Source organism: Cellulosimicrobium sp. RS, assembly GCF_046159675.1.
Taxonomy (GTDB): domain Bacteria; phylum Actinomycetota; class Actinomycetes; order Actinomycetales; family Cellulomonadaceae; genus Cellulosimicrobium; species Cellulosimicrobium funkei.
Window position 1 is genome coordinate 215,995 of the sequence record NZ_JBJXVU010000007.1, and the last position, 20,482, is coordinate 236,476.

General features: G+C 74.7%; 19 protein-coding genes. All 19 read left to right on the plus strand.

Features of this window, described 5'->3' with window-relative positions:
• The first annotated feature begins 43 nt into the window (after positions 1 to 43).
• The 19 genes from ACI769_RS12720 (at position 44) to ACI769_RS12810 (ending at position 20,321) form a co-directional block, all read left to right on the plus strand.
• Positions 44 to 790, plus strand: a complete 747-nt coding sequence (locus ACI769_RS12720) for an HAD family phosphatase (protein WP_256380349.1) — start codon at positions 44 to 46, stop codon at positions 788 to 790.
• Positions 791 to 864: 74 nt separating this feature from the next.
• Positions 865 to 2,043, plus strand: coding sequence for a site-2 protease family protein (locus ACI769_RS12725; protein WP_253705614.1), 1,179 nt, complete (start codon positions 865 to 867; stop codon positions 2,041 to 2,043).
• A 71-nt stretch (positions 2,044 to 2,114) separates the two neighbouring features.
• Positions 2,115 to 3,257, plus strand: a complete 1,143-nt coding sequence (locus tag ACI769_RS12730; protein WP_081895739.1) for a tRNA (adenine-N1)-methyltransferase — start codon at positions 2,115 to 2,117, stop codon at positions 3,255 to 3,257.
• A 180-nt stretch (positions 3,258 to 3,437) separates the two neighbouring features.
• Complete coding sequence (gene arc / locus ACI769_RS12735) at positions 3,438 to 5,096, plus strand: proteasome ATPase (protein WP_085387867.1); 1,659 nt, start codon at positions 3,438 to 3,440, stop codon at positions 5,094 to 5,096.
• An 86-nt stretch (positions 5,097 to 5,182) separates the two neighbouring features.
• Positions 5,183 to 6,820, plus strand: a complete 1,638-nt coding sequence (gene dop, locus ACI769_RS12740; RefSeq protein ID WP_085387868.1) for a depupylase/deamidase Dop — start codon at positions 5,183 to 5,185, stop codon at positions 6,818 to 6,820.
• A 150-nt stretch (positions 6,821 to 6,970) separates the two neighbouring features.
• On the plus strand, positions 6,971 to 7,171 hold the full coding sequence (locus tag ACI769_RS12745; RefSeq protein WP_021479766.1) for a ubiquitin-like protein Pup: 201 nt from the start codon (positions 6,971 to 6,973) through the stop codon (positions 7,169 to 7,171).
• A gap of 19 nt (positions 7,172 to 7,190) precedes the next feature.
• Positions 7,191 to 8,114 (plus strand): proteasome subunit beta, encoded by a 924-nt coding sequence (gene prcB, locus ACI769_RS12750; protein WP_409141700.1) that lies wholly within the window; start codon positions 7,191 to 7,193, stop codon positions 8,112 to 8,114.
• Positions 8,111 to 8,887 carry a proteasome subunit alpha gene (gene prcA / locus ACI769_RS12755; RefSeq protein ID WP_409141701.1) on the plus strand — a complete coding sequence of 259 codons (777 nt, stop codon included), beginning with the start codon at positions 8,111 to 8,113 and terminating at the stop codon, positions 8,885 to 8,887. Before prcB ends, prcA begins: the two co-directional genes overlap by 4 nt.
• Before the next feature lie 6 nt (positions 8,888 to 8,893).
• Positions 8,894 to 10,255: a Pup--protein ligase gene (pafA, locus tag ACI769_RS12760; RefSeq protein WP_021479769.1), complete on the plus strand. Its 1,362-nt coding sequence runs from the start codon at positions 8,894 to 8,896 to the stop codon at positions 10,253 to 10,255.
• A 13-nt stretch (positions 10,256 to 10,268) separates the two neighbouring features.
• Positions 10,269 to 11,351, plus strand: coding sequence for an FKBP-type peptidyl-prolyl cis-trans isomerase (locus ACI769_RS12765; protein WP_409141702.1), 1,083 nt, complete (start codon positions 10,269 to 10,271; stop codon positions 11,349 to 11,351).
• A complete protein-coding gene (hisF, locus tag ACI769_RS12770) occupies positions 11,348 to 12,118 on the plus strand; it encodes an imidazole glycerol phosphate synthase subunit HisF (protein ID WP_043651192.1) in 771 nt (256 codons plus the stop codon). The genes ACI769_RS12765 and hisF overlap by 4 nt, the downstream gene beginning before the upstream one ends.
• A 252-nt stretch (positions 12,119 to 12,370) precedes the next feature.
• Positions 12,371 to 14,278, plus strand: coding sequence for an ABC transporter ATP-binding protein (locus tag ACI769_RS12775; protein WP_409141716.1), 1,908 nt, complete (start codon positions 12,371 to 12,373; stop codon positions 14,276 to 14,278).
• On the plus strand, positions 14,275 to 16,164 hold the full coding sequence (locus ACI769_RS12780) for an ABC transporter ATP-binding protein (protein WP_409141703.1): 1,890 nt from the start codon (positions 14,275 to 14,277) through the stop codon (positions 16,162 to 16,164). Before ACI769_RS12775 ends, ACI769_RS12780 begins: the two co-directional genes overlap by 4 nt.
• An 84-nt stretch (positions 16,165 to 16,248) precedes the next feature.
• Positions 16,249 to 16,716 (plus strand): phosphoribosyl-AMP cyclohydrolase, encoded by a 468-nt coding sequence (gene hisI / locus ACI769_RS12785; RefSeq protein ID WP_076404777.1) that lies wholly within the window; start codon positions 16,249 to 16,251, stop codon positions 16,714 to 16,716.
• Positions 16,713 to 18,290, plus strand: coding sequence for an anthranilate synthase component I (locus tag ACI769_RS12790; RefSeq protein ID WP_409141704.1), 1,578 nt, complete (start codon positions 16,713 to 16,715; stop codon positions 18,288 to 18,290). The genes hisI and ACI769_RS12790 overlap by 4 nt, the downstream gene beginning before the upstream one ends.
• Complete coding sequence (locus ACI769_RS12795; RefSeq protein WP_051027460.1) at positions 18,287 to 18,928, plus strand: Trp biosynthesis-associated membrane protein; 642 nt, start codon at positions 18,287 to 18,289, stop codon at positions 18,926 to 18,928. Before ACI769_RS12790 ends, ACI769_RS12795 begins: the two co-directional genes overlap by 4 nt.
• A gap of 86 nt (positions 18,929 to 19,014) precedes the next feature.
• Complete coding sequence (locus tag ACI769_RS12800; RefSeq protein ID WP_228075274.1) at positions 19,015 to 19,290, plus strand: HGxxPAAW family protein; 276 nt, start codon at positions 19,015 to 19,017, stop codon at positions 19,288 to 19,290.
• Positions 19,287 to 19,877, plus strand: a complete 591-nt coding sequence (locus ACI769_RS12805) for a DUF4190 domain-containing protein (RefSeq protein WP_409141705.1) — start codon at positions 19,287 to 19,289, stop codon at positions 19,875 to 19,877. Before ACI769_RS12800 ends, ACI769_RS12805 begins: the two co-directional genes overlap by 4 nt.
• A 12-nt stretch (positions 19,878 to 19,889) precedes the next feature.
• Positions 19,890 to 20,321 (plus strand): DUF2752 domain-containing protein, encoded by a 432-nt coding sequence (locus tag ACI769_RS12810; protein ID WP_051027455.1) that lies wholly within the window; start codon positions 19,890 to 19,892, stop codon positions 20,319 to 20,321.
• Positions 20,322 to 20,482: the final 161 nt, after the last annotated feature.

A 20,482-nucleotide genomic window follows, 5' to 3' on the forward strand; every position in this document is an offset into this window, starting at 1 on the left:
GAGGGTGCAGGGGTTCGTCGTACGACCGTTGATGGAGACCGCTTTGCCTTCTCGTCCTGACAGCACGTCCGCAGGTCAGCGCTCTGCCGAGCGTCCCGACGCCCCCGCGTTGCCCGAGGCGGTCCTGTGGGACATGGACGGGACGCTCGTCGACACCGAGCCCTACTGGATCGCGGCGGAGCACGAGCTCGTCGGCGCGCACGGCGGCACGTGGACGCACGAGGACGCGATGTCGCTCGTCGGGAACCCGCTGCGCGAGTCGGCGCGCATCCTGCGCGAGCGCGGCGGCGTCGACCTGCCGGTGGACGAGATCGTCGCGTTCCTCATCGGGCGCGTGATCGAGCAGGTGCGCGTCGAGGTGCCGTGGCAGCCCGGCGCGCGCGAGCTCCTCACGGCGCTGCGCGAGGCGGGCGTGCCGTGCGCGCTCGTCACGATGTCCTACCGCGAGCTCGCCCAGCCCGTCGCCGAGATGGCGCCGCCGGACGCGTTCCAGGTGCTGGTCTGCGGCGACGAGGTCGAGCGCGGCAAGCCCGACCCGGAGCCCTACCTCCTCGCCGCGCAGCGCCTCGGCGTCGACGTCACGCGCTGCGTCGCGATCGAGGACTCGCCCGCGGGGATCGCCTCGGCCCGCGCCGCGGGGGCCGCGACGCTGGGTGTCGAGGCCGTGGTCCCGGTGCTCCCGGCGCCGGGCCTGAGCCGCACGCCGTCGCTCGAGCTCGTCGACGTCGCGCTCCTGTCGCGTCTCGTCGCGGGCGACGTCGTCGACCTCATGGAGGACGACGCGGCCTGAGGCGCCGCCCGGACGGCCTGCCCGACGGTGCGCGGGCCGTCGGGACGGACCCGCCGAGCGCATAGGCTCTCAGGGTGGACGGACCCCAACCTCGAGCACCCCGCACGCCCGCACCGGCAGGCCCGCGCACGAAGGGCTGGGTGATCGGCCGCGTCGTCGGCGCACCGGTGATCCTCACGCCGTCCTGGTTCCTCGCCGCGGCGATCCTCACGGTCCTCTTCGCGCCGACGGTGCAGCGGCTCGCCCCGCACCTCGGCCCCGAGATCTACCTCGTGTCGTTCGCGTTCGTGCTGCTGCTGTTCGCGTCCGTCTTCCTGCACGAGGTCGCGCACGCGCTCGTCGCGCGCGCCCGGGGCCAGCACGTGACCGAGCTCGCGGTGACGCTGTGGGGCGGCCACACGGCGTACTCCGGCACGTCGGCGCGCCCGCTCGACGGCTTCCTCATCTCGGTCGTCGGCCCGCTGACCAACCTGGCGCTCGCGGTCGTGTTCTGGGTGACGTTCCAGGCGCAGCCGACCTTCTCCGTGCCCGCCCTCCTGCTGTACGCGGCCGCGTTCTCCAACGCGTTCGTCGGGTTCTTCAACCTCCTGCCCGGCCTCCCGCTCGACGGCGGCCAGATCCTCGAGTCCGCCGTGTGGGCCGCGACCGGGTCGCGGACGAAGGGCACGGTCGCGGCCGGCTGGGTCGGGCGCGCGGTCGCCGTCGGGGTCGTCGCGTGGGCGCTCGTGTGGCCGCTGACCTACGGCGGACGGCCGGACCTGTGGACCGTCGCCTGGGCGGCGCTCATCGGGGCGTTCCTGTGGAGCGGCGCGGGGCAGGCCATCACCGTCGGGCGCACCCGCGAGGCGGTGTCCGGGCTCACCGTCCGCAGCCTCGCGCGCCCCGCGGTCGCCGTGCCGTCCACGGCGACGGTCGGCGCGGTCGGGCGCTCGGTGGCGCTCGCGGGCGGTCCGCACGTGGTGGCCGTCCTGGTGGACGGCGCAGGCAGGCCCCTCGGGTACGTGGACCCCGCCGCGGCCGCGGCCGTGCCGCCCGACGCCGCCGAGACGACCCCGGTCGGCGCGGTCGCCGTGCCCCTGCCCGGGGCCGCGACGATCGACGCCCACAGCGCGGGGCAGGACATGCTCGCCGAGCTCTCGCGCGTCGGGCGGGACGCGGCGGTCGTCGTCGTGACCGACGGCGGCCGCGTCGTCGGCGCGCTCGAGGTCGCCCGGGTCGTCGCGGCGCTGCGGGACGCCCGGCGCGGGCGGTGACCGGCGCGTCGTCCGCGCGCACGACCGACCGGCGTCGGGCGTGGGGCGGGCGGCCCGTAGGATGGTCGCCCGTGACCTCCGAGCCCGCCACCACGCCCGGCCACCCGACCCCGCAGCCCGGTGGGGACGGCGCAGCCGCCCCCGCGCACGGCGCGTCCGACCGCCCCGGTGCGACGGGCGCGGACGAGCGCCGCGGCCCGCTCCGCGTGGGGGACAAGGTCCAGCTCACGGACCCGCGCGGTCGCCTGCACACCATCACGCTCGCGCCGGGCGCGACGTTCCACACGCACAAGGGCTACCTGCGGCACGACGACCTCATCGGCCGCCCCGAGGGCAGCGTCGTGCGCAACACCGCCGAGATCGAGTACCTCGCGATGCGCCCGCTCCTCGCGGACTATGTGCTCTCGATGCCCCGCGGCGCGGCGGTCGTCTACCCGAAGGACGCCGGCCAGATCGTCGCGATGGCGGACATCTTCCCGGGCGCGCGCGTCGTCGAGGCGGGCGTCGGGTCGGGCGCGCTGACGATGTCGCTGCTGCGCGCCGTCGGCGACGCGGGCGAGCTCCACTCGATCGAGCGGCGCGAGGACTTCGCCGCGATCGCGCGCGGCAACGTCGAGACGTTCTTCGGTCGCGAGCACCCGGCCTGGACGCTCTCCGTGGGCGACCTCGCCGACGTGCTCCCGACCGTCGCCGAGGACGGCACGGTCGACCGCGTCGTGCTCGACATGCTCGCGCCCTGGGAGAACCTCGACGTCGTCGCGCGCGCGCTCGTGCCCGGCGGCGTCCTCGTGTGCTACGTCGCCACGACGACCCAGCTCTCACGCCTCGCGGAGGACCTGCGGGCCGACGGCCGCTACGCGGAGCCCGTCGCGTGGGAGTCGATGGTGCGGGGCTGGCACCTGGAGGGTCTCGCGGTGCGGCCGCAGCACCGCATGATCGGGCACACCGGGTTCCTGCTCACCGCACGGCGCCTCGCGGACGGCGTCGCGCCGCCCGAGCGCAAGCGCCGCCCGGCCAAGGGCGCGTACCCGACCGACGCCGAGCAGTGGTCGCCCGAGGAGCTGGGCGAGCGCCCGGTCTCCGAGAAGAAGATCCGGCGCGTGCGGCGCGACGTCGGCCAGGGCCCCGAGCAGACGACCGGTCCGGGCGCGGAGCACGGCGTGCAGAAGGGCGCGGAAGACGCCGACGGGGCGCCCGACGTGTCGGGCGCGTGACGGTCCGGTAACGATCGGGGCGCCGCCGTCTCACCCTGGGTGTCGTCCGTGTGCACGGGCGAGACTTGTGCCTAAGGTCTACACCCGACCGCCGGACGATGGTCGGCACGGGCGCCTCGCGAGGCCCGTCGTCCGCCGTCCACCCGTGGTCGGGCGAGCCGGCGGCGAGAGGGACACCCGATGAGCGAGACATTCGGCCGTAGCGACCAGGCCCCGCAGGACGGCGCGCGCGAGCTCGCGCTGCTGTCCGCGAAGAACGAGAGGCTCGCCGAGGCGCTCCGCGCGGCCCGGGACCAGATCCTCGACCTCAAGCGGCAGATCGACGACCTCGCCAAGCCCCCGGGGACGTACGCGGTGTTCCTCGCCGCGCACCCGGACGGGTCGGTCGACGTGTCCGCCGCCGGGCGCAAGATGCACGTCGGCGCGAGCCCCAGCCTCGACGTCCAGCGCCTGCGCCCGGGCCAGGAGGTCAAGCTCAACGAGGCGATGACCGTCGTCGCCGCGGGCGGCTACGAGCGCACGGGCGAGATCGTCACGGTCAAGGAGATCCTCGACGCCGACCGCGTGCTCGTCGTCGGCCGGGCCGACGAGGAGCGGGTCGTGCGGCTCGCCGGGTCGGTGGCGCGCACGACGCTCCGCGTCGGCGACTCGCTCACCATCGACACGCGCAGCGGCTTCGTGTTCGAGGTCATCCCGAAGTCCGAGGTCGAGGAGCTCGTCCTCGAAGAGGTCCCGGACATCGAGTACGAGGACATCGGCGGTCTCGGGCCCCAGATCGAGCAGATCCGCGACGCCGTCGAGCTGCCCTTCACGCACCCCGACCTGTTCCGCGAGCACGGTCTGCACCCGCCGAAGGGCGTCCTGCTGTACGGCCCGCCCGGGTGCGGCAAGACGCTCATCGCCAAGGCCGTCGCCAACTCGCTCGCGCACACCGTGGCGCGGGCGCGCGGCGAGCAGGTGGAGGACGGCTCGGGCGTGGCGCGCAGCTACTTCCTCAACGTCAAGGGCCCCGAGCTGCTCAACAAGTACGTGGGCGAGACCGAGCGGCACATCCGGCTGATCTTCGCCCGCGCTCGGGAGAAGGCGTCGCAGGGGACGCCCGTCGTCGTGTTCTTCGACGAGATGGAGTCGCTGTTCCGCACCCGCGGGACGGGCCTGTCGTCCGACGTCGAGACGACGATCGTGCCCCAGCTCCTCGCCGAGATCGACGGCGTCGAGCGGCTGGACAACGTCATCGTCATCGGGGCGTCGAACCGCGAGGACATGATCGACCCCGCGATCCTGCGGCCCGGGCGCCTCGACGTGAAGATCAAGATCGAGCGGCCCGACGCCGAGGGCGCCAAGGAGATCTTCGCCAAGTACCTCACGGAGGACCTGCCGATCCACGCGGCCGACCTCGCCGAGCACGGCGGCAACCAGCGCGAGGCCCTCGACGCGATGATCCGCTCGGTCGTGGAGCGCATGTACTCCGAGGAGGAGGAGAACCAGTTCCTCGAGGTCACCTACGCCAGCGGCGACAAGGAGATCCTGTACTTCAAGGACTTCAACTCGGGCGCGATGATCCAGAACGTCGTGGACCGGGCGAAGAAGTCGGCGATCAAGGACCTCCTCGCCACGGGGCAGCGCGGCATCCGCGTCGACCACCTGCTCGCCGCGTGCGTCGACGAGTTCAAGGAGAACGAGGACCTGCCGAACACCACCAACCCCGACGACTGGGCGCGCATCAGCGGGAAGAAGGGCGAGCGCATCGTCTTCATCCGCACGATCGTCCAGAAGAAGGGCGAGGGCGGCTCGCCGCGCACCATCGACACGGTCACCAACACCGGCCAGTACCTCTAGCGGGGCGCGGTCGCGCCGCCCCGTGGACGGCGCGGCGCGGCGTCGGAGGGCGGACATAGGGTGAGCGCGTGAGCGTACGACGGGTCATGGGGATCGAGACGGAGTACGGCGTCCTGCAGCCGGGGAAGCCGATGGCGAACCCGATGCTCATGTCGAGCCAGGTCGTCACCACGTACCGGGCGCTCGCCGCGCGCAGCGACGGCGCCCGGGGCCGGGCGCGCTGGGACTACGACGACGAGGACCCGCTGCAGGACGCGCGGGGGTTCCACGTGCCGCGCGCGTCGGCGCACCCGTCTCTCCTCACGGACGACCCGTCGCGCCCCGCGCCGTCGGGGCCGGTCGACCGGACGGCGGAGGGCGGCGCCGCCGGGGCCTCCCTCCAGGAGGTCGCGCGGCCGACGACGGAGGAGTACGACGACCCGAGCGCGGCGAACGTCATCCTCACCAACGGCGCCCGGCTCTACGTCGACCACGCGCACCCCGAGTACTCCTCGCCCGAGGTCACCGTGCCGCACGACGTCGTGTGCTGGGACGTCGCGGGGGAGCGGGTCATGCTCGCCGCGTCGCGCGAGCTGGCCCAGGTGCCGGGCGGCGGCGTCGTGCTCTACAAGAACAACGTCGACGGCAAGGGCGCGAGCTACGGGACCCACGAGAACTTCCTCGTCGACCGCGAGGTGCCGTTCGGCGTCCTCGTGGAGATGCTCACGCCGTTCCTCGTGACCCGGCAGGTGTTCGCCGGCTCGGGGCGCGTGGGGCTCGGCCCGGCGGGGGAGGAGCACGGGTTCCAGATCTCCCAGCGCGCCGACTACGTCGAGGCGGAGGTCGGGCTGGAGACGACGCTGCGCCGCCCCATCGTCAACACGCGCGACGAGCCGCACGCGGACCGGCAGCGCTGGCGCCGGCTGCACCTCATCATCGGCGACGCGAACATGTTCGAGACCGCGACCTACCTCAAGACGGGCACGACGTCGCTCGTGCTCTTCGTCGTCGAGCACCTGGAGGAGCTCGGCCCGGAGGTGCGCGCCCGCCTGGCCGGGCTGCGCCTCGCTGACCCGGTCGCGGACGTCCAGCGCGTGAGCCGCGACCTCGACCTGACGCGTCGTCTCGCCCTCGCCGACGGGCGCGAGCTGACGGCGCTCGAGGTCCAGCGCGAGTACCTGGAGGTCGCCGCCGACGCGGCGGAGCGCCTCGCGGGACCGGACGGGGTCGACGCCCCGACGCGCGACGTGCTCGCGCGGTGGCGCTCGGTCCTCGACCGCCTCGCGACCGACCGCGACGCGTGCGGGCGCGACGTCGAGTGGGTCGCGAAGCTCCGGCTCCTCGACCGCCTGCGCGAGCGCGACGGCCTCGACTGGGGCCACTCGCGCCTCGCGGCGATGGACCTCCAGTGGTCCGACGTGCGGCCCGAGCGCGGCATCTACCACCGCCTCCTCGCCGCCGACGCCGTGGACCGCGTGGTCACCGAGCGCGAGGTCGGCGCGGCGGTGCACCACGCGCCCGAGGACACGCGCGCGTTCTTCCGCGGCGAGGTCATGGCGCGCTACGGCGACGAGGTCTCCGCGGCGAGCTGGGACTCGGTGATCTTCGACGTGCCGGGCGCGCCGTCGCTCCAGCGCGTCCCGATGATGGACCCGCTGCGCGGGACGCGCGCCCACATCGGGGCGCTGCTCGACGCGAGCCCGGACGCCGCCGCGCTGCTGGCGGGTCTGGCAGGCCCGTCGTGACCGGCGGCGACTAGGCTGGGCGCACGACGGCGCCCGCCCTCCGTGGGAGGGACGCCGCGTGCGAGCAGGGCCGGGAAGGGCGCGAGCCCGGACGGGGTTGGAACGGACAGAGCGTCGGCGCGAGGCCGGCCGACGGACGAGGAGGCAGCCATGGCGGGTACCGAACGCACGCACGCGTCGCACGAGGACCGGCGTCCCGACGACGAGCCCGAGGCCCCGGCGACCCCGGTCGCGCCGCAGGCGCAGTCGCGCGACGCCGAGGTGGACGCGCTCCTCGAGGAGATCGACGAGGTCCTGGAGACGAACGCGGAGTCCTTCGTCCGGGGCTTCGTGCAGAAGGGCGGCGAGTAGGAAGGGTGACGGCAACCCGATGAGCACGGACCAGCCCGGGCGCCTGCCCGACGCGTTCACGACCCCTGGGTCGTCGTCCTTCCTGGAGTTCCTGTCCGGGCACGCCCCCGACCTGCTGCCGTCGCACCGCGCGGCCGGGCACGCGGCGTCCGGCACGGTGCCCGACGCTCCGCACGCCACGACGATCGTGGCGCTGACGTTCGGCGCCGAGGGCGTGGGCGCGGGCGTCGTGATGGCGGGGGACCGCCGCGCGACGATGGGCTCGATGATCGCGAACCGGGAGATCGAGAAGGTCTTCCCGGCCGACGAGTACTCGGCCGTGGGCATCGCCGGGACGGCGGGGATCGCCGTCGAGCTCGTGCGCCTGTTCCAGCTCGAGCTCGAGCACTACGAGAAGATCGAGGGCGCGCTGCTCTCGCTCGACGGCAAGGCGAACCGCCTGTCGACGATGATCCGGCAGAACCTCGGCCTCGCCATGCAGGGCCTCGCGGTCGTGCCGCTCTTCGCCGGGTTCGACCTCGACCGCGGTGCCGGCCGGATCTTCTCGTACGACGTCACGGGCGGGCGGTACGAGGAGCGGGCGTACCACTCGGTGGGGTCGGGCTCGGTCTTCGCGCGCGGCTCCCTGAAGAAGCTGTGGCGCACCGGTCTCGACCGGACGGCCTCCGTGCGCGTCGCGGTCGAGGCGCTCTACGACGCGGCGGACGACGACTCGGCCACCGGCGGCCCGGACCCGGTCCGCCGCATCTGGCCGGTGGTCGCGGTCGTCACGGCCGACGGCTACGAGCGCGTGCCGGACGACGAGCTCGCGGCGGTCGTCGAGCAGATCGTGGCGGAGCGCTCCGGGGCGGGCGTGGAGCGTGGCCGTCCCCCGGTGACGAACGCCGAGGCCGTCCCGCACGACCGCCCGCAGGACGGCCCGACCGGAGGTGACGACGCGTGAACATGCCTTTCTACGTCTCGCCCGAGCAGCTGATGAAGGACCGGGCGGACTTCGCGCGCAAGGGCATCGCGCGCGGCCGGTCGGTCGTGGTCCTCGCCTACGAGGACGGCATCGCGTTCGCGACGGAGAACCCGTCGCGCGCGCTGCACAAGATCTCGGAGATCTACGACCGCATCGCGTTCGCCGCCGTGGGCAAGTACAACGAGTTCGAGAACCTGCGCGTCGCCGGGGTGCGGTACGCGGACCTGCGCGGCTACTCCTACGACCGCACGGACGTCAACGCGCGCGGTCTCGCGAACGCGTACGCCCAGACGCTCGGCACGGTGTTCACCACGGAGTCGAAGCCGCTCGAGGTCGAGCTCGTCGTCGCGGAGGTCGGTCGCACGGCGGAGCAGGACCAGCTCTACCGCATCTCCTACGACGGCTCCGTCGCCGACGAGCAGGGCGTGGTCGTCATGGGCGGCCAGGCCGACCAGCTCGGTCGCGTGCTCCAGGACGCGTGGCGGCCCGGTCTCGGGCTCGCCGAGGTGCTGCGCCTGGCGGTGCACGCGCTCGCGTCCGGCGGCGAGGGGGACGACGCCCGCACCATCCCGGCCGCGCAGCTCGAGGTGGCCGTCCTGGACCGCACCCGGCCCCGACGCGCGTTCCGCCGTCTCACGGGCTCCGTCCTCGAGGGCCTCCTCGCGGACGACGACGCGGCGACCACCACCGACGGGACCGCCGAGGGCGCGCCCGACGACACGACGGGCACCGGCCCGACGGACGAGGGGTAGCGCCGCATGGACCGCAGGATCTTCGGGCTGGAGACCGAGTACGGCGTGACGTGCGCGTCCGACGACGGACGCGGGCTCTCGGCGGACGAGGTCGCGCGGTACCTGTTCCGCAAGGTGGTCGCCTGGGGCCGGTCGTCGAACGTGTTCCTGCGCAACGGCTCGCGGCTGTACCTCGACGTCGGCTCGCACCCCGAGTACGCGACGGCCGAGTGCGACGACGTCCGTCAGCTCGTCGCGTACGACCGCGGCGGCGAGCGGATCCTCGAGGGCCTCGTGGCGGACGCCCAGCAGCGGCTCGAGCACGAGGGACTGCCCGGCCGGATCCACCTGTTCAAGAACAACACCGACTCGGCGGGCAACTCGTACGGCTGCCACGAGAACTACCTCGTGCGACGCCAGGGCGACTTCGCACGCCTCTCGGACGTCCTCGTGCCGTTCCTCATCACGCGCCAGGTGCTCACGGGCGCCGGCAAGGTCCTCGCGACGCCGCGCGGCGCCGTGTACTGCCTGTCCCAGCGCGCCGACCACATCTGGGAGGCGGTGTCGAGCGCGACGACCAGGTCGCGCCCGATCATCAACACGCGCGACGAGCCGCACGCCGACGCCGAGAGCTATCGGCGCCTGCACGTCATCGTCGGCGACTCCTCGATGGCGGAGACGACGACCATGCTCAAGGTCGGCTCGACCGACCTCATCCTGCGCATGGTCGAGGCAGGGGTCCCCATGCGGGACCTGGCGCTCGAGAACCCCATCCGGTCGATCCGCGAGATCAGCCACGACATGACGGGCAAGCAGCCCGTCCAGCTCGCGAGCGGCCGGACGGTCACCGCGATCGACCTCCAGGGCGAGTACCTGCAGCGCGTGCGCGAGTTCGTCGAGCAGGACGTCGCGCCGACGCCCGTCGTCAAGCAGGTGCTCGACCTGTGGGAGCGCGGGCTGCGCGCCCTCGAGACGGGCGACCTCTCGCTCGTCGACCGCGAGCTGGACTGGGTCATCAAGTACCGCCTGATCCAGCGCTACCAGGCCAAGCACGGTCTCGAGCTCGACGACCCGCGGATCGCGCGCCTCGACCTCGCCTACCACGACATCTCGCGCACCGAGGGGCTGTACAACCTGCTCGCGGCGCGCGGCATGGTCGAGCGCGTCACCACGGACCTCGAGGTGTTCGAGTCGACGGCCGTGCCGCCCCAGACCACGCGCGCCAAGCTGCGCGGCGACTTCGTGCGCGCCGCGCAGGAGGCCCGCCGCGACTACACGGTGGACTGGGTGCACCTCAAGCTCAACGACCAGGCGCAGCGCACCGTGCTGTGCAAGGACCCGTTCCGGAACGTCGACGAGCGCGTGGAGCGCCTCATCGAGTCGATGTGATGCAGGACGTGATGTGACGAACCTGGCCCTCGCGGCCGGGCGCCCTCGGGGCGTCCGGCGCGCTCGTCGTGCGCCCGGGTCCCGGGCCGCGCTCGTGCTGCTCGTGGCGCTCCTCGCGGCGCTCGTGCTCGGTGCGTGCACGGAGCCGGAGGACGCGACGGAGACGCCGCTCAACACCGACCTCACGGTCGCCGGGTCGTCCGGTGCCCCGCCCGCGCTGGAGTACCGGGCGCCGCTCGACGTGCCGGACGCGCGGTCGGAGGTCGTGTGGCCGGGCGCTGGGGCCGAGTTGGTCGACGGCGGCCCGCTGCTGCTCAACCTCTACGCGGAGGACCTGCGCGACGGCACCGTCCTGCAGAACACGTACACGGACGCGCCGCGCTGGCGCACGCTGACCGACGAGTCGGTCGGCCGCGAGCTGCGCGACCTCCTGCGGGGCCAGCGTGTGGGGGCGCGCCTGCTGCGCCTCGAGGTGGACGACGGCGTCCCCGTCGCCCTCGTCGTCGACGTCCTGCCGACGCGCGCGTCCGGGGAGCCGGTCGAGCCGGTCGAGGGCCTGCCCACGGTGACGCTCGACGAGCAGGGCGCACCGAGCGTGACCGTCCCGTCGGAGGCCGCGGCGCCCGCGGGCCTCGTGGTGCAGCCGCTCGTCCGCGGCGACGGGCGCCAGGTCGAGGTCGGTCAGGTGGTCACCGTCCGGTACTCGGGCGTGCGCTGGTCCGACGGCGAGGTCTTCGACTCGACGTGGACGGACGGCGCGGCGCCCCTGTCGGTGATGATCGGCATCGGCGAGGTCATCGAGGGGTGGGAGCAGGGGCTCCTCGAGCAGTCGGTGGGGAGCCAGGTGCTCCTCGTCGTGCCGCCCGACCTGGCCTACGGCGCCACCGCCAACCCGCTGGCCGGCGAGACGCTCGTCTACGTCGTCGACATCCTCGACGCCCAGTTCCCCGTGACCGAGGAGAGCGCGGGCGACACCGGCGCGGCCGACGACACGGCCGGCACCGACACGACCGGCACGGCCGGCACCGACACGACCGGCACGGCCGGCACCGACACGACCGGCGGAGCGCCGGCCGACCGAGGAGACTCCCCATGACCGTCGCGATCCGCGTGATCCCGTGCCTCGACGTCGACGCGGGACGCGTCGTCAAGGGCGTGAACTTCGAGAACCTGCGCGACGCGGGCGACCCCGTCGAGCTCGCCGCCCGCTACGACACCGAGGGCGCCGACGAGCTGACGTTCCTCGACGTCTCCGCGTCCTCCGGCAACCGGGAGACGACGTACGACGTCGTGCGGCGGACCGCCGAGCAGGTCTTCGTCCCGCTCACGGTCGGCGGCGGGGTCCGCTCGGCGGACGACGTGGACCGTCTCCTGCGCGCGGGCGCGGACAAGGTCGGCGTGAACACGGCGGCGATCGCCCGTCCGGAGCTCATCGCGGAGATCGCGGACCGCTTCGGCAGCCAGGTGCTCGTGCTCTCGGTGGACGCCCGCCGCACGACCGGCGACGTGCGGACGGAGTCCGGCTACGAGGTCACGACCCACGGCGGGCGTCGCGGCACGGGGATCGACGCCGTGGAGTGGGCGTCGCGCGCCGCGGGGCTGGGCGCGGGCGAGATCTTGCTCAACTCGATGGACGCGGACGGCACGACCGCCGGGTTCGACCTCGAGATGCTCGCCGCGGTGCGCTCCGAGGTGCGCGTGCCGCTGATCGCGAGCGGCGGGGCGGGCACGCCCGAGCACTTCGTGGCGGCGGCGCGCGCCGGGGCGGACGCGGTGCTCGCCGCGAGCGTCTTCCACTTCGGCGCCCTCACCGTCGGTCAGGTGAAGGACGCGATGCGGGCTGAGGGCGTGCAGGTGCGCTGACCGGCGCGGACGCCCGGCGGCGGTGTCGGGAGCCCGTGAGAGGATCGGGCCACCCCCTGAACGAAAGACGAGGACCGTCCCGTGCCCGGCAGCAGGACGCGCCCCACCGGCGCCGACGCCCCGCCCGCCCCGACCGACCCGCCGGCCACCGCCGCCCGGCACGACCGCCCCCGCGACCGGCTCCCCGCCGAGCCGTCGGTCCGCCGACCGCACGCGCTCACCGGCTCCCGCGTCCGCCGCTCGCTCGCGCTCATGGGGCGCGGCATCCGCGACGAGCCGCGCACGTACGTGCTGGCGATCGGCTCGTCCGCGCTCTTCGGCGCGCTGACCGTCGCCGTGAGCGGCGCGGTCGGCCGGGTCACCGACGAGGTCGTGGTGCCCGCGCTCGCGGGCGACGAGGCAGCGCGCGGCCGCATCTGGGTCGCGGGCCTCGTGCTCGCCGGCATCGCGCTCTCGCTCGCGGTGAGCGTCGCCGCGCGGCGCATCTTCGCGGGCAACGGGTACGCCGCGCTGCAGGCGCGCCACCGCACCGCGGTGACCCGCCAGTACCTGCGCCTGCCGATGTCGTGGCACCGCTCGCACCCGGCCGGGCAGCTCCTGTCGAACGCGAACTCGGACGTCGAGGCCGCGACGGGCGTCTTCAACCCGCTGCCGTTCGCGCTGGGCGTCGTCGTCATGATCGGCGTCGCCGCCGTGATGCTCTTCCGGGTGGACGTCTGGCTCGCGTGCGCGGCGCTCGTGGTCATCCCGGTCGCCGTCGCCGTGAACATCGTGTTCCAGCGCTACATGTCGCCCGCCATCACGCGGGCGCAGCAGCTGCGCGCCGAGGTGTCCGACGTCGCGCACGAGAGCTTCGAGGCCGCGCTCCTCGTCACGTCGCTCGGCACCGCGGACCGCGAGGAGCGCCGCTTCGCCGAGCGCACCGACGAGCTGCGCGCCGCGAACGTGCGGGTCGGCGTCGTGCGCGCGTTCTTCGACCCCGTCATCGAGCTCCTGCCGTCGCTCGGCACGCTCCTCGTGCTGGGCGTCGGGACCGTGCGCCTCACCGCGGGCGACGTCGCGCCCGGCGACATCATCACCGCCGCGTACCTCCTGACCGTCATGGCCGTGCCGGTCCGCGCGTTCGGCTGGGTCCTCGGCGAGCTCCCGCGCGCGCTCGTCGGGTACGAGCGCATCAGCCGCGTCGTCGACGCCGGGGGCGCGCTGCGTCCCGGGACGTCGGCCCTGAGCGGGACGGGTGCCGGGCTGGGCGTGCGGCTCGAGGGCATCGGTGTCGACGTCCGGGCGGGCGGCCGCGAGCTCACGCTGCTCGACGGCGTGGACCTCACCGTGGCGCCGGGGACGACGGTCGCCGTCGTCGGCCCGACGGGCGCCGGCAAGACGACGCTCGTCTCGCTCCTCGCGCGGCTCTCGGACCCGACGCGCGGGCGCGTGCTCCTCGACGGCACCGACGCGCGCGACGTGCGCGAGGCGGACCTCACGACGCAGGTCGCCCTCGTCGCGCAGCAGGCGTTCGTGTTCGAGGACACCGTGCGCGCGAACGTCACGCTCGTCGACGACGGCGATCCCGGCCCGGACGACGCGGAGGTCTGGGCGGCTCTGCGGCTCGCGCGCGTGGACGACGTCGTCGAGCGGCTCCCGGAGGGCCTCGACGCCCCGCTCGGGGAGCGGGGGGCCAACCTGTCCGGCGGCCAGCGCCAGCGTCTCGCGATCGCGCGCGCGCTCGTCCGGCGTCCGCGCCTGCTCGTCCTCGACGACGCGACGTCGGCCGTCGACCCGCGGGTCGAGCAGGAGATCCTCGCGGGCGTCGCGCGGGGCGGCGACGACCGCCCGACGGTCGTCATGGTCGCCTACCGCATGTCGAGCGTCGCGCTCGCGGACGTCGTCGTGCACGTGGAGTCGGGGCGGGTGGTGGACGTCGGGACGCACGACGAGCTGCTCGCCCGCGATCCCGGGTACCGCGAGCTCGCGACCGCGTACGCGCGCGAGGCGGAGCGCCGGGAGAACGAGCGCGCCGACGCGACGGACGACTCGGTGCGCGACGCGGGCGAGGACGACGAGGTCCGCGACGGTCGCCGGGACGACGACCTCGAGCGCCAGGAGGAGACGGAGGAGGACGACGTCGTGCGGCACGTCGAGACGGGGGCGCTGGAGGAATGACCCGGACCACGACCGAACGACCCGGGCGGTCGACCCGCCGGGGCGCGGGCCCCGCCGTCGACGGCGGCGCGGACGTCCGCACCGGCGACGCGCGCATCGCCTCGGCGAGCTCCCTGGGCGTCCTCGCGACGCTGCGTCGCGGCGTGCAGGTGTCGCCGCAGATCCTCGCCGGCATCTGGGTGACCCTCGGCCTCGCCGTCGCCGCGGCGCTGGGCCGGGTCGTCGTGCCCGTGACCGTGCAGCAGACCATCGACACGGGCGTGCTCGCCGACGGCGGTCCGGACACGACGCGCGTCGCGGTGCTCGTGGGCGTCGCCGCCGTGATCCTCGTCGTCGCCGGGCTGTGCTCGGCCCTCGTCAACGTGCGCCTGTTCCGGTCGACCGAGGCCGGCCTCGCCGCGCTGCGCGTACGCGCGTTCCGGCACGTGCACGACCTGTCGGTGCTCACCCAGAACTCCGAGCGGCGCGGGTCGCTCGTCTCGCGCGTCACGAGCGACGTGGACACGATCTCGCTGTTCGTGCAGTGGGGCGGGATCATGCTGCTCGTCTCGGTGCTGCAGATCGGCGTCGCGACGGCGCTCATGGCGGTGTACTCGTGGCAGCTCACGCTCGTGGTGTGGGCGTGCTTCGTGCCGCTGTTCCTCGTCCTGCGGCCCGCGCAGGCGCGGGTCAACGACGCGTACACCCAGGTCCGCGCGCGGGTCGGCGCGATGCTCGGCGCGATCTCGGAGTCCGTCGTCGGAGCGGAGACGATCCGCGCGTACGGCGCCGGGGCCCGGACGGCCCGGCGTGTCGACGCCGCGGTCGACGCGACGCGGCGCGCGATGGTCCGGGCGCAGAAGCTGGTCGCGGTCGTCTTCTCCAGCGGCGTGCTCGTGGCGAACCTCGTGCTCGCGGTCGTCGTGGTCGTCGGGTCGCTGCTCGGCGTGGCGGGCGACATCTCGGTGGGCCAGCTCCTCGCCTTCCTGTTCCTCGTCCAGCTCTTCACCGGCCCCGTGCAGATGGCGACGGAGATCCTCAACGAGCTGCAGAACGCCGTGGCGGGCTGGCGCCGCGTCCTCGCGGTCCTGGAGACGCCGGTCGAGGTCGTCGACAAGGGCCCCGACGGCGTGCGCAGCCCGCGCGGCCCCGCCCACGTGCGCCTCGAGGACGTCCGGTTCGCCTACCCCGACGGGCCCGAGGTGCTGCACGGCGTCGACCTCGACCTCCCGGCGCGTGCCTCGGTCGCCGTCGTCGGCGCGACCGGCTCGGGCAAGACGACGATCGCGAAGCTCGTCACGCGGCTCATGGACCCGACGGGCGGGCGCGTGCTCCTGGACGGCACGGACCTGCGCGACCTGTCCGTGGCGTCCCTGCGCGAGCGGGTCGTGCTCGTGCCCCAGGAGGGCTTCCTGTTCGACGGGACGCTCGCCGACAACGTCGCCTACGGGCTCCGGGGCGCGGCCGAGGAGGAGCCGCCCGCCGCGCGTCGCGCCCGGATCGAGGCGGCGGTCGAGCGGCTCGGCCTCACCGACTGGGTCGCGGACCTGCCGGACGGGCTCGACTCCTCGGTCGGCCAGCGTGGCGAGTCCCTCTCCGCGGGCGAGCGGCAGCTCGTCGCGCTCGTCCGGGCGTACCTCGCGGAGGCGGACCTGCTCGTCCTGGACGAGGCGACGTCCGCCGTCGACCCGGCGACCGAGGTCCGGATCGCGCGGGCGCTCGCGTCGCTCACCGCGGGCCGGTCGACGCTGACGATCGCGCACCGCCTCTCCACGGCCGAGGCGGCCGACCTCGTCGTCGTCGTCGACGCCGGGCACGTCGTGGAGGTGGGCCACCACGACGACCTCGCCCGCGCGGGCGGGGTCTACGCCCGCATGCACGACGCCTGGGTCTCCCAGACCCGCTGACCTGCCCGGCCGGGCGACCGACGTCACGCCGGGTCGGGCGAGACGGGGGACCGGCGGCGGCCCGGCGTCTGGCAGGATTCTCGGGTGCCCGACTCCACGACCGGCCCGCAGACCACGACCCCGTCCGCGCTCGACCCCGAGGTCGCCGCGCGGCTCAAGCGCGACGACGCCGGACTGGTCGCCGCGATCGTCCAGCAGCACGACACCGGTGAGGTGCTCATGCTCGGCTGGATGGACGACGAGGCGCTCCACCGCACCCTGACGACCGGCCGGGTGACGTTCTGGAGCCGGTCGCGCCAGGAGTACTGGCGCAAGGGCGACACGTCGGGCCACGTCCAGGTGGTGCGCTCGGTCGCGCTCGACTGCGACGGCGACGCGCTCCTCGTGCGCGTGCACCAGGTCGGCGCCGCGTGCCACACGGGCACCCGCACGTGCTTCGAGGCCGGGGGAGACCTGGGCGCCGTCGTCGGCGAGCTGCCGTCCGCGCCCGGTGCCCCGGACGCCGGGGCCGCGCCCGCCGTCGGACCGGACCCCGAGGAGGAGAACCAGTGAGCACGACCGTCGACCCGGCCGGAACCACCACCGTCCCCGCGGGCGGGCCCGCGTGGGGCACGACGTGGCCCGTGCTCGACGGCTTCCGCGCGCTCGCCCGCTCCCGCCGGGTCGTCCCGGTCGTGCGGCGCCTCCTGGCCGACGACGTCACGCCCGTCGGGCTCTACCGCACCCTCGCGCAGGGTCGGCCAGGCACCTTCGTGCTGGAGTCCGCGGAGTCGGACGGGCGCTGGGCCCGCTACTCGTTCGTCGGCGTCGCGTCCCGCGCGACCCTCACGGCGCGCGACGGCCGGGCGGTGTGGTCGGGCGACGTGCCCGCGGGCGTCCCGCGCGACGGCGACGTCGTCGACGTGCTGGAGGCGACGCTCGACGTGCTGCGCACGCCCGCGGTCGACGGCCTCCCGCCGCTCACGGGCGGGCTCGCCGGCGCGGTCGGGTGGGACGTCATCCGGCACTGGGAGCCGACGCTGCCGGCGCACGCGCCCGACGAGCTGGGCGTGCCGGAGCTCACGCTGTGCCTCGCGACGGACCTCGCGGTCGTCGACCACGCGGAGGGCAGCGTGTGGCTCGTGGCGAACGCGATCAACTTCGACGACACGGACGAACGGGTCGACGAGGCGTACGCCGACGCCGTGCGGCGCCTGGACGCGATGCAGGCACGCCTCGTCGCGGGCGGTGCGCACGTCGTGTCGGTCGTGGCCGCGGACGCCGTCGAGCCCGAGCTCGAGTTCCGCTCGACGCGCGACGAGTTCGAGGCGTCCGTCGTGGCGGGCAAGGACGCGATCCGCGAGGGCGAGGTCTTCCAGGTCGTCCTCTCGCAGCGCCTGGACCTCGACTGCCCGGCGGACCCGCTGGACGTCTACCGGGCGCTGCGCACGATCAACCCGAGCCCGTACATGTACTACTTCCAGCTCACGGACGCGGACGGGCGCGACTTCGCGGTCGTCGGGTCGAGCCCGGAGACGCTGGTCAAGGTCGAGGACGGGCGGGTCACGACGTTCCCCATCGCGGGCTCGCGGCCGCGCGGCGCGACGCCCGAGGAGGACGTCGCGCTCGGGGAGGAGCTGCGCGAGGACCCCAAGGAGCTCGCGGAGCACATCATGCTCGTCGACCTCTCGCGCAACGACCTCGTCAAGGTCTGCGAGCCGACGTCGGTCGAGGTCGTGGAGTTCATGGCGACCAAGCGGTTCAGCCACATCATGCACCTGTGCTCGACGGTCGTCGGCACGCTGCGCGACGGCGCGACGGCGCTCGACGCCTTCCGGGCCACGTTCCCCGCGGGGACGCTCTCGGGCGCGCCCAAGCCGCGTGCGATCGCCCTCATCGACGAGCTCGAGCCCGCCTCGCGCGGGATCTACGGTGGGACGGCCGGGTACTTCGACTTCGACGGGAACATGGACATGGCGATCGCCATCCGCACGGCGCTGATCCGCGACGGGCGCGCGAGCGTCCAGGCCGGGGGCGGGATCGTCGCCGACTCCGTGCCGGCGCTCGAGTACGCGGAGTCGCGCAACAAGGCGGCCGCGGCGGTCCGCGCCGTGCAGGTCGCGGCGCGGCTGCGGGGGCTCGCATGAGCCGACCGGGCGGCCCGGCCCGCCGCACGGCCATCTGGGTCCTGCTGCTCCTCGGGGGCGCGACCCTCGCGGCGGCCGTGCCCACGTGGCTGCGCACGACGGGGGCCACCGCGCTCGACCCGCAGGTCGACGTCGCGGTGGCCGGCACGTCGGCCGCACCCGGCGTGAGCGCGGCCGCGCTCGTGCTCGTCGCGGCCGCGCTCGCGCTCGGCCTCGTCGGACGTGTCGGCCGGTGGGTCGTCCTGGCGGTCGCGGCGGCGAGCGGCGTCGTCGCGACGGTGTCGGCGCTGAGCGTCGCGATCGACCCGGAGCCGACCGCCCGGTCGGCGGTGGCCGAGGCGACGGGCGTGACGGAGCTGACCGCACCGGTCGAGCTCACCGCGGCGCCCTGGGTGGCGGCCGTGCTCGGCGTGCTCACCGTGCTCGTGGTGGTGTGGGTGGCGCTCGGCGCGCGGTCGTGGGCGAGCGCCTCGACGCGGCACGAGCGGGCCGGGGCGGTCCCCGCGACGGCAGCCGGCACGCCCGCGGACGGGACGCCTGAGGTCGCGGGCGCGGCGGGCCCCGCCGACGCCGCGGACGTCTCCGACCACGACGCGTGGGACGCGCTGTCCCGCGGCGAGGACCCCACGGACCGCTGAGCAGCGCGGACGTGTCCCACGCGACGTCCGCCGACGTCCCGCGACGGGACGGGCCCCGGCCCGGTCCGATAGGCTCTGACCACATCTTGACGAAAGGCACGACCCTCATGGCCGAGAACCAGCAGACCACCGAGATCGCCTACCTGCCGCCCGCGGCACCGCCCACGAACCACGGCCACACCGTCGCCGCGTGGTTCACCATGATCGGCATCATGGTCGGCGCCCTCGTGGCCGCGATCGGTGTCGTGGTCGCCGCCGTCTGGCTGTTCTGGGTCGGCATGGGCGTCGTGGCCGTGGCGCTCGTCGGCGGCCTCGTGCTCCGCAACATGGGCTACGGGCAGAAGAAGCAGGACGCGCGGTGACGCAGCCGCCGGAACCGGGCCCGCACGACGCCACGCCCCCGCAGGACGGGTCGCAGGCGCCGTACGGCTCGTCGGTGCCCGGCGGCGCGCAGCACCCCGGCCCGCAGGGTCCTGACCAGGGCTACCCCGGTCAGCAGCAGCCCGGCCAGCCGTACCCGGGCCAGCAGCAGCCCGGCCAGCCGTACCCGGGCCAGCAGCAGCACCCGGCGCAGCCGTACCCGGGCCAGCAGCAGCACCCGGCGCAGGCGTACCCGGGCCAGCAGTACCCCGGTCAGCAGTACCCGGCCGGCGCGTACGCGCCGCCGCCGTACTACCCGAAGAACAACCTCGCGATCTGGTCGCTCGTCCTGGGCATCGCCGCGTTCGTGCTCAGCTGCGGCTTCTTCACGGGCATCCCCGCGGTCATCGTGGGCAACGCGGCGAAGCGTGCCGTCGCGGAGGGCCAGGCGGACAACGACGGCATGGCGACGGCGGGGATCATCCTCGGCTGGGTCGCGATCGGCCTGTCCGCGATCGGTCTGCTGCTCCTGCTGGTGTTCTTCCCCGCCGTCCTCGCCTGGGTCGGCACGATCCCCGACCAGTACTGACGGGGCGGTCACGTGACGTCCGAGGCGGTGCGCCGACGGCGGGTGCCGCGCGAGGCCGTGGCGCCCCTCGCCGTCGGTGCGCTCGTCGCCGCCGCGACGGCGTACGTGGGCGCCGTCGACCCGAACCGCCCGGGCCACTACGTCACGTGCCCGCTGCTCGCCCTGACGGGCCTGGCGTGCCCCGGGTGCGGCGGCCTGCGGGCCACGCACGACCTCGTGCACCTCGACCTCGCCGCGGCCTGGTCCATGAACCCGCTGTGGGTCGTCGTCGCGCCGCTGCTCGTCGTGCTGTGGGGCCTGTGGCTCGTCCGTGCCTGGCGCGGCCGTCCCGCGCCGCGCGTGCCCGCGGGGGTGGCGTGGACGTCGCTCGCCGTGCTCGTGCTCTTCGGGGTGCTGCGCAACGTGCCCGCCCTGGTCCCGTGGCTCGGCCCGGTGGCTGCCTGAGCCGGCGGCCGTGACCGCGACCGGCCGCGCCGCGCGCGTCTCGGGGGCTGGGCCGTGGTCATCGTCACTCGGGGGCGGCTCTACGATGGCAGGTACCTCCCTGTCAACGGGTCGGCCCGAACCTGTGGGTGCACGCCGGCCGACCGGCCCGGCAGGGGGCG

Bases quoted from the DNA above. Each gene is read 5' to 3' on its own strand.
- arc (WP_085387867.1), top strand. From the start codon at position 3,438: ATGAGCGAGACATTCGGCCGTAGCGACCAGGCCCCGCAGGACGGCGCG.
- dop (WP_085387868.1), top strand. From the start codon at position 5,183: ATGGGGATCGAGACGGAGTACGGCGTCCTGCAGCCGGGGAAGCCGATG.
- ACI769_RS12745 (WP_021479766.1), top strand. From the start codon at position 6,971: ATGGCGGGTACCGAACGCACGCACGCGTCGCACGAGGACCGGCGTCCC.
- prcB (WP_409141700.1), top strand. From the start codon at position 7,191: ATGAGCACGGACCAGCCCGGGCGCCTGCCCGACGCGTTCACGACCCCT.
- pafA (WP_021479769.1), top strand. From the start codon at position 8,894: ATGGACCGCAGGATCTTCGGGCTGGAGACCGAGTACGGCGTGACGTGC.
- hisF (WP_043651192.1), top strand. From the start codon at position 11,348: ATGACCGTCGCGATCCGCGTGATCCCGTGCCTCGACGTCGACGCGGGA.
- ACI769_RS12775 (WP_409141716.1), top strand. From the start codon at position 12,371: ATGGGGCGCGGCATCCGCGACGAGCCGCGCACGTACGTGCTGGCGATC.
- ACI769_RS12780 (WP_409141703.1), top strand. From the start codon at position 14,275: ATGACCCGGACCACGACCGAACGACCCGGGCGGTCGACCCGCCGGGGC.
- ACI769_RS12795 (WP_051027460.1), top strand. From the start codon at position 18,287: ATGAGCCGACCGGGCGGCCCGGCCCGCCGCACGGCCATCTGGGTCCTG.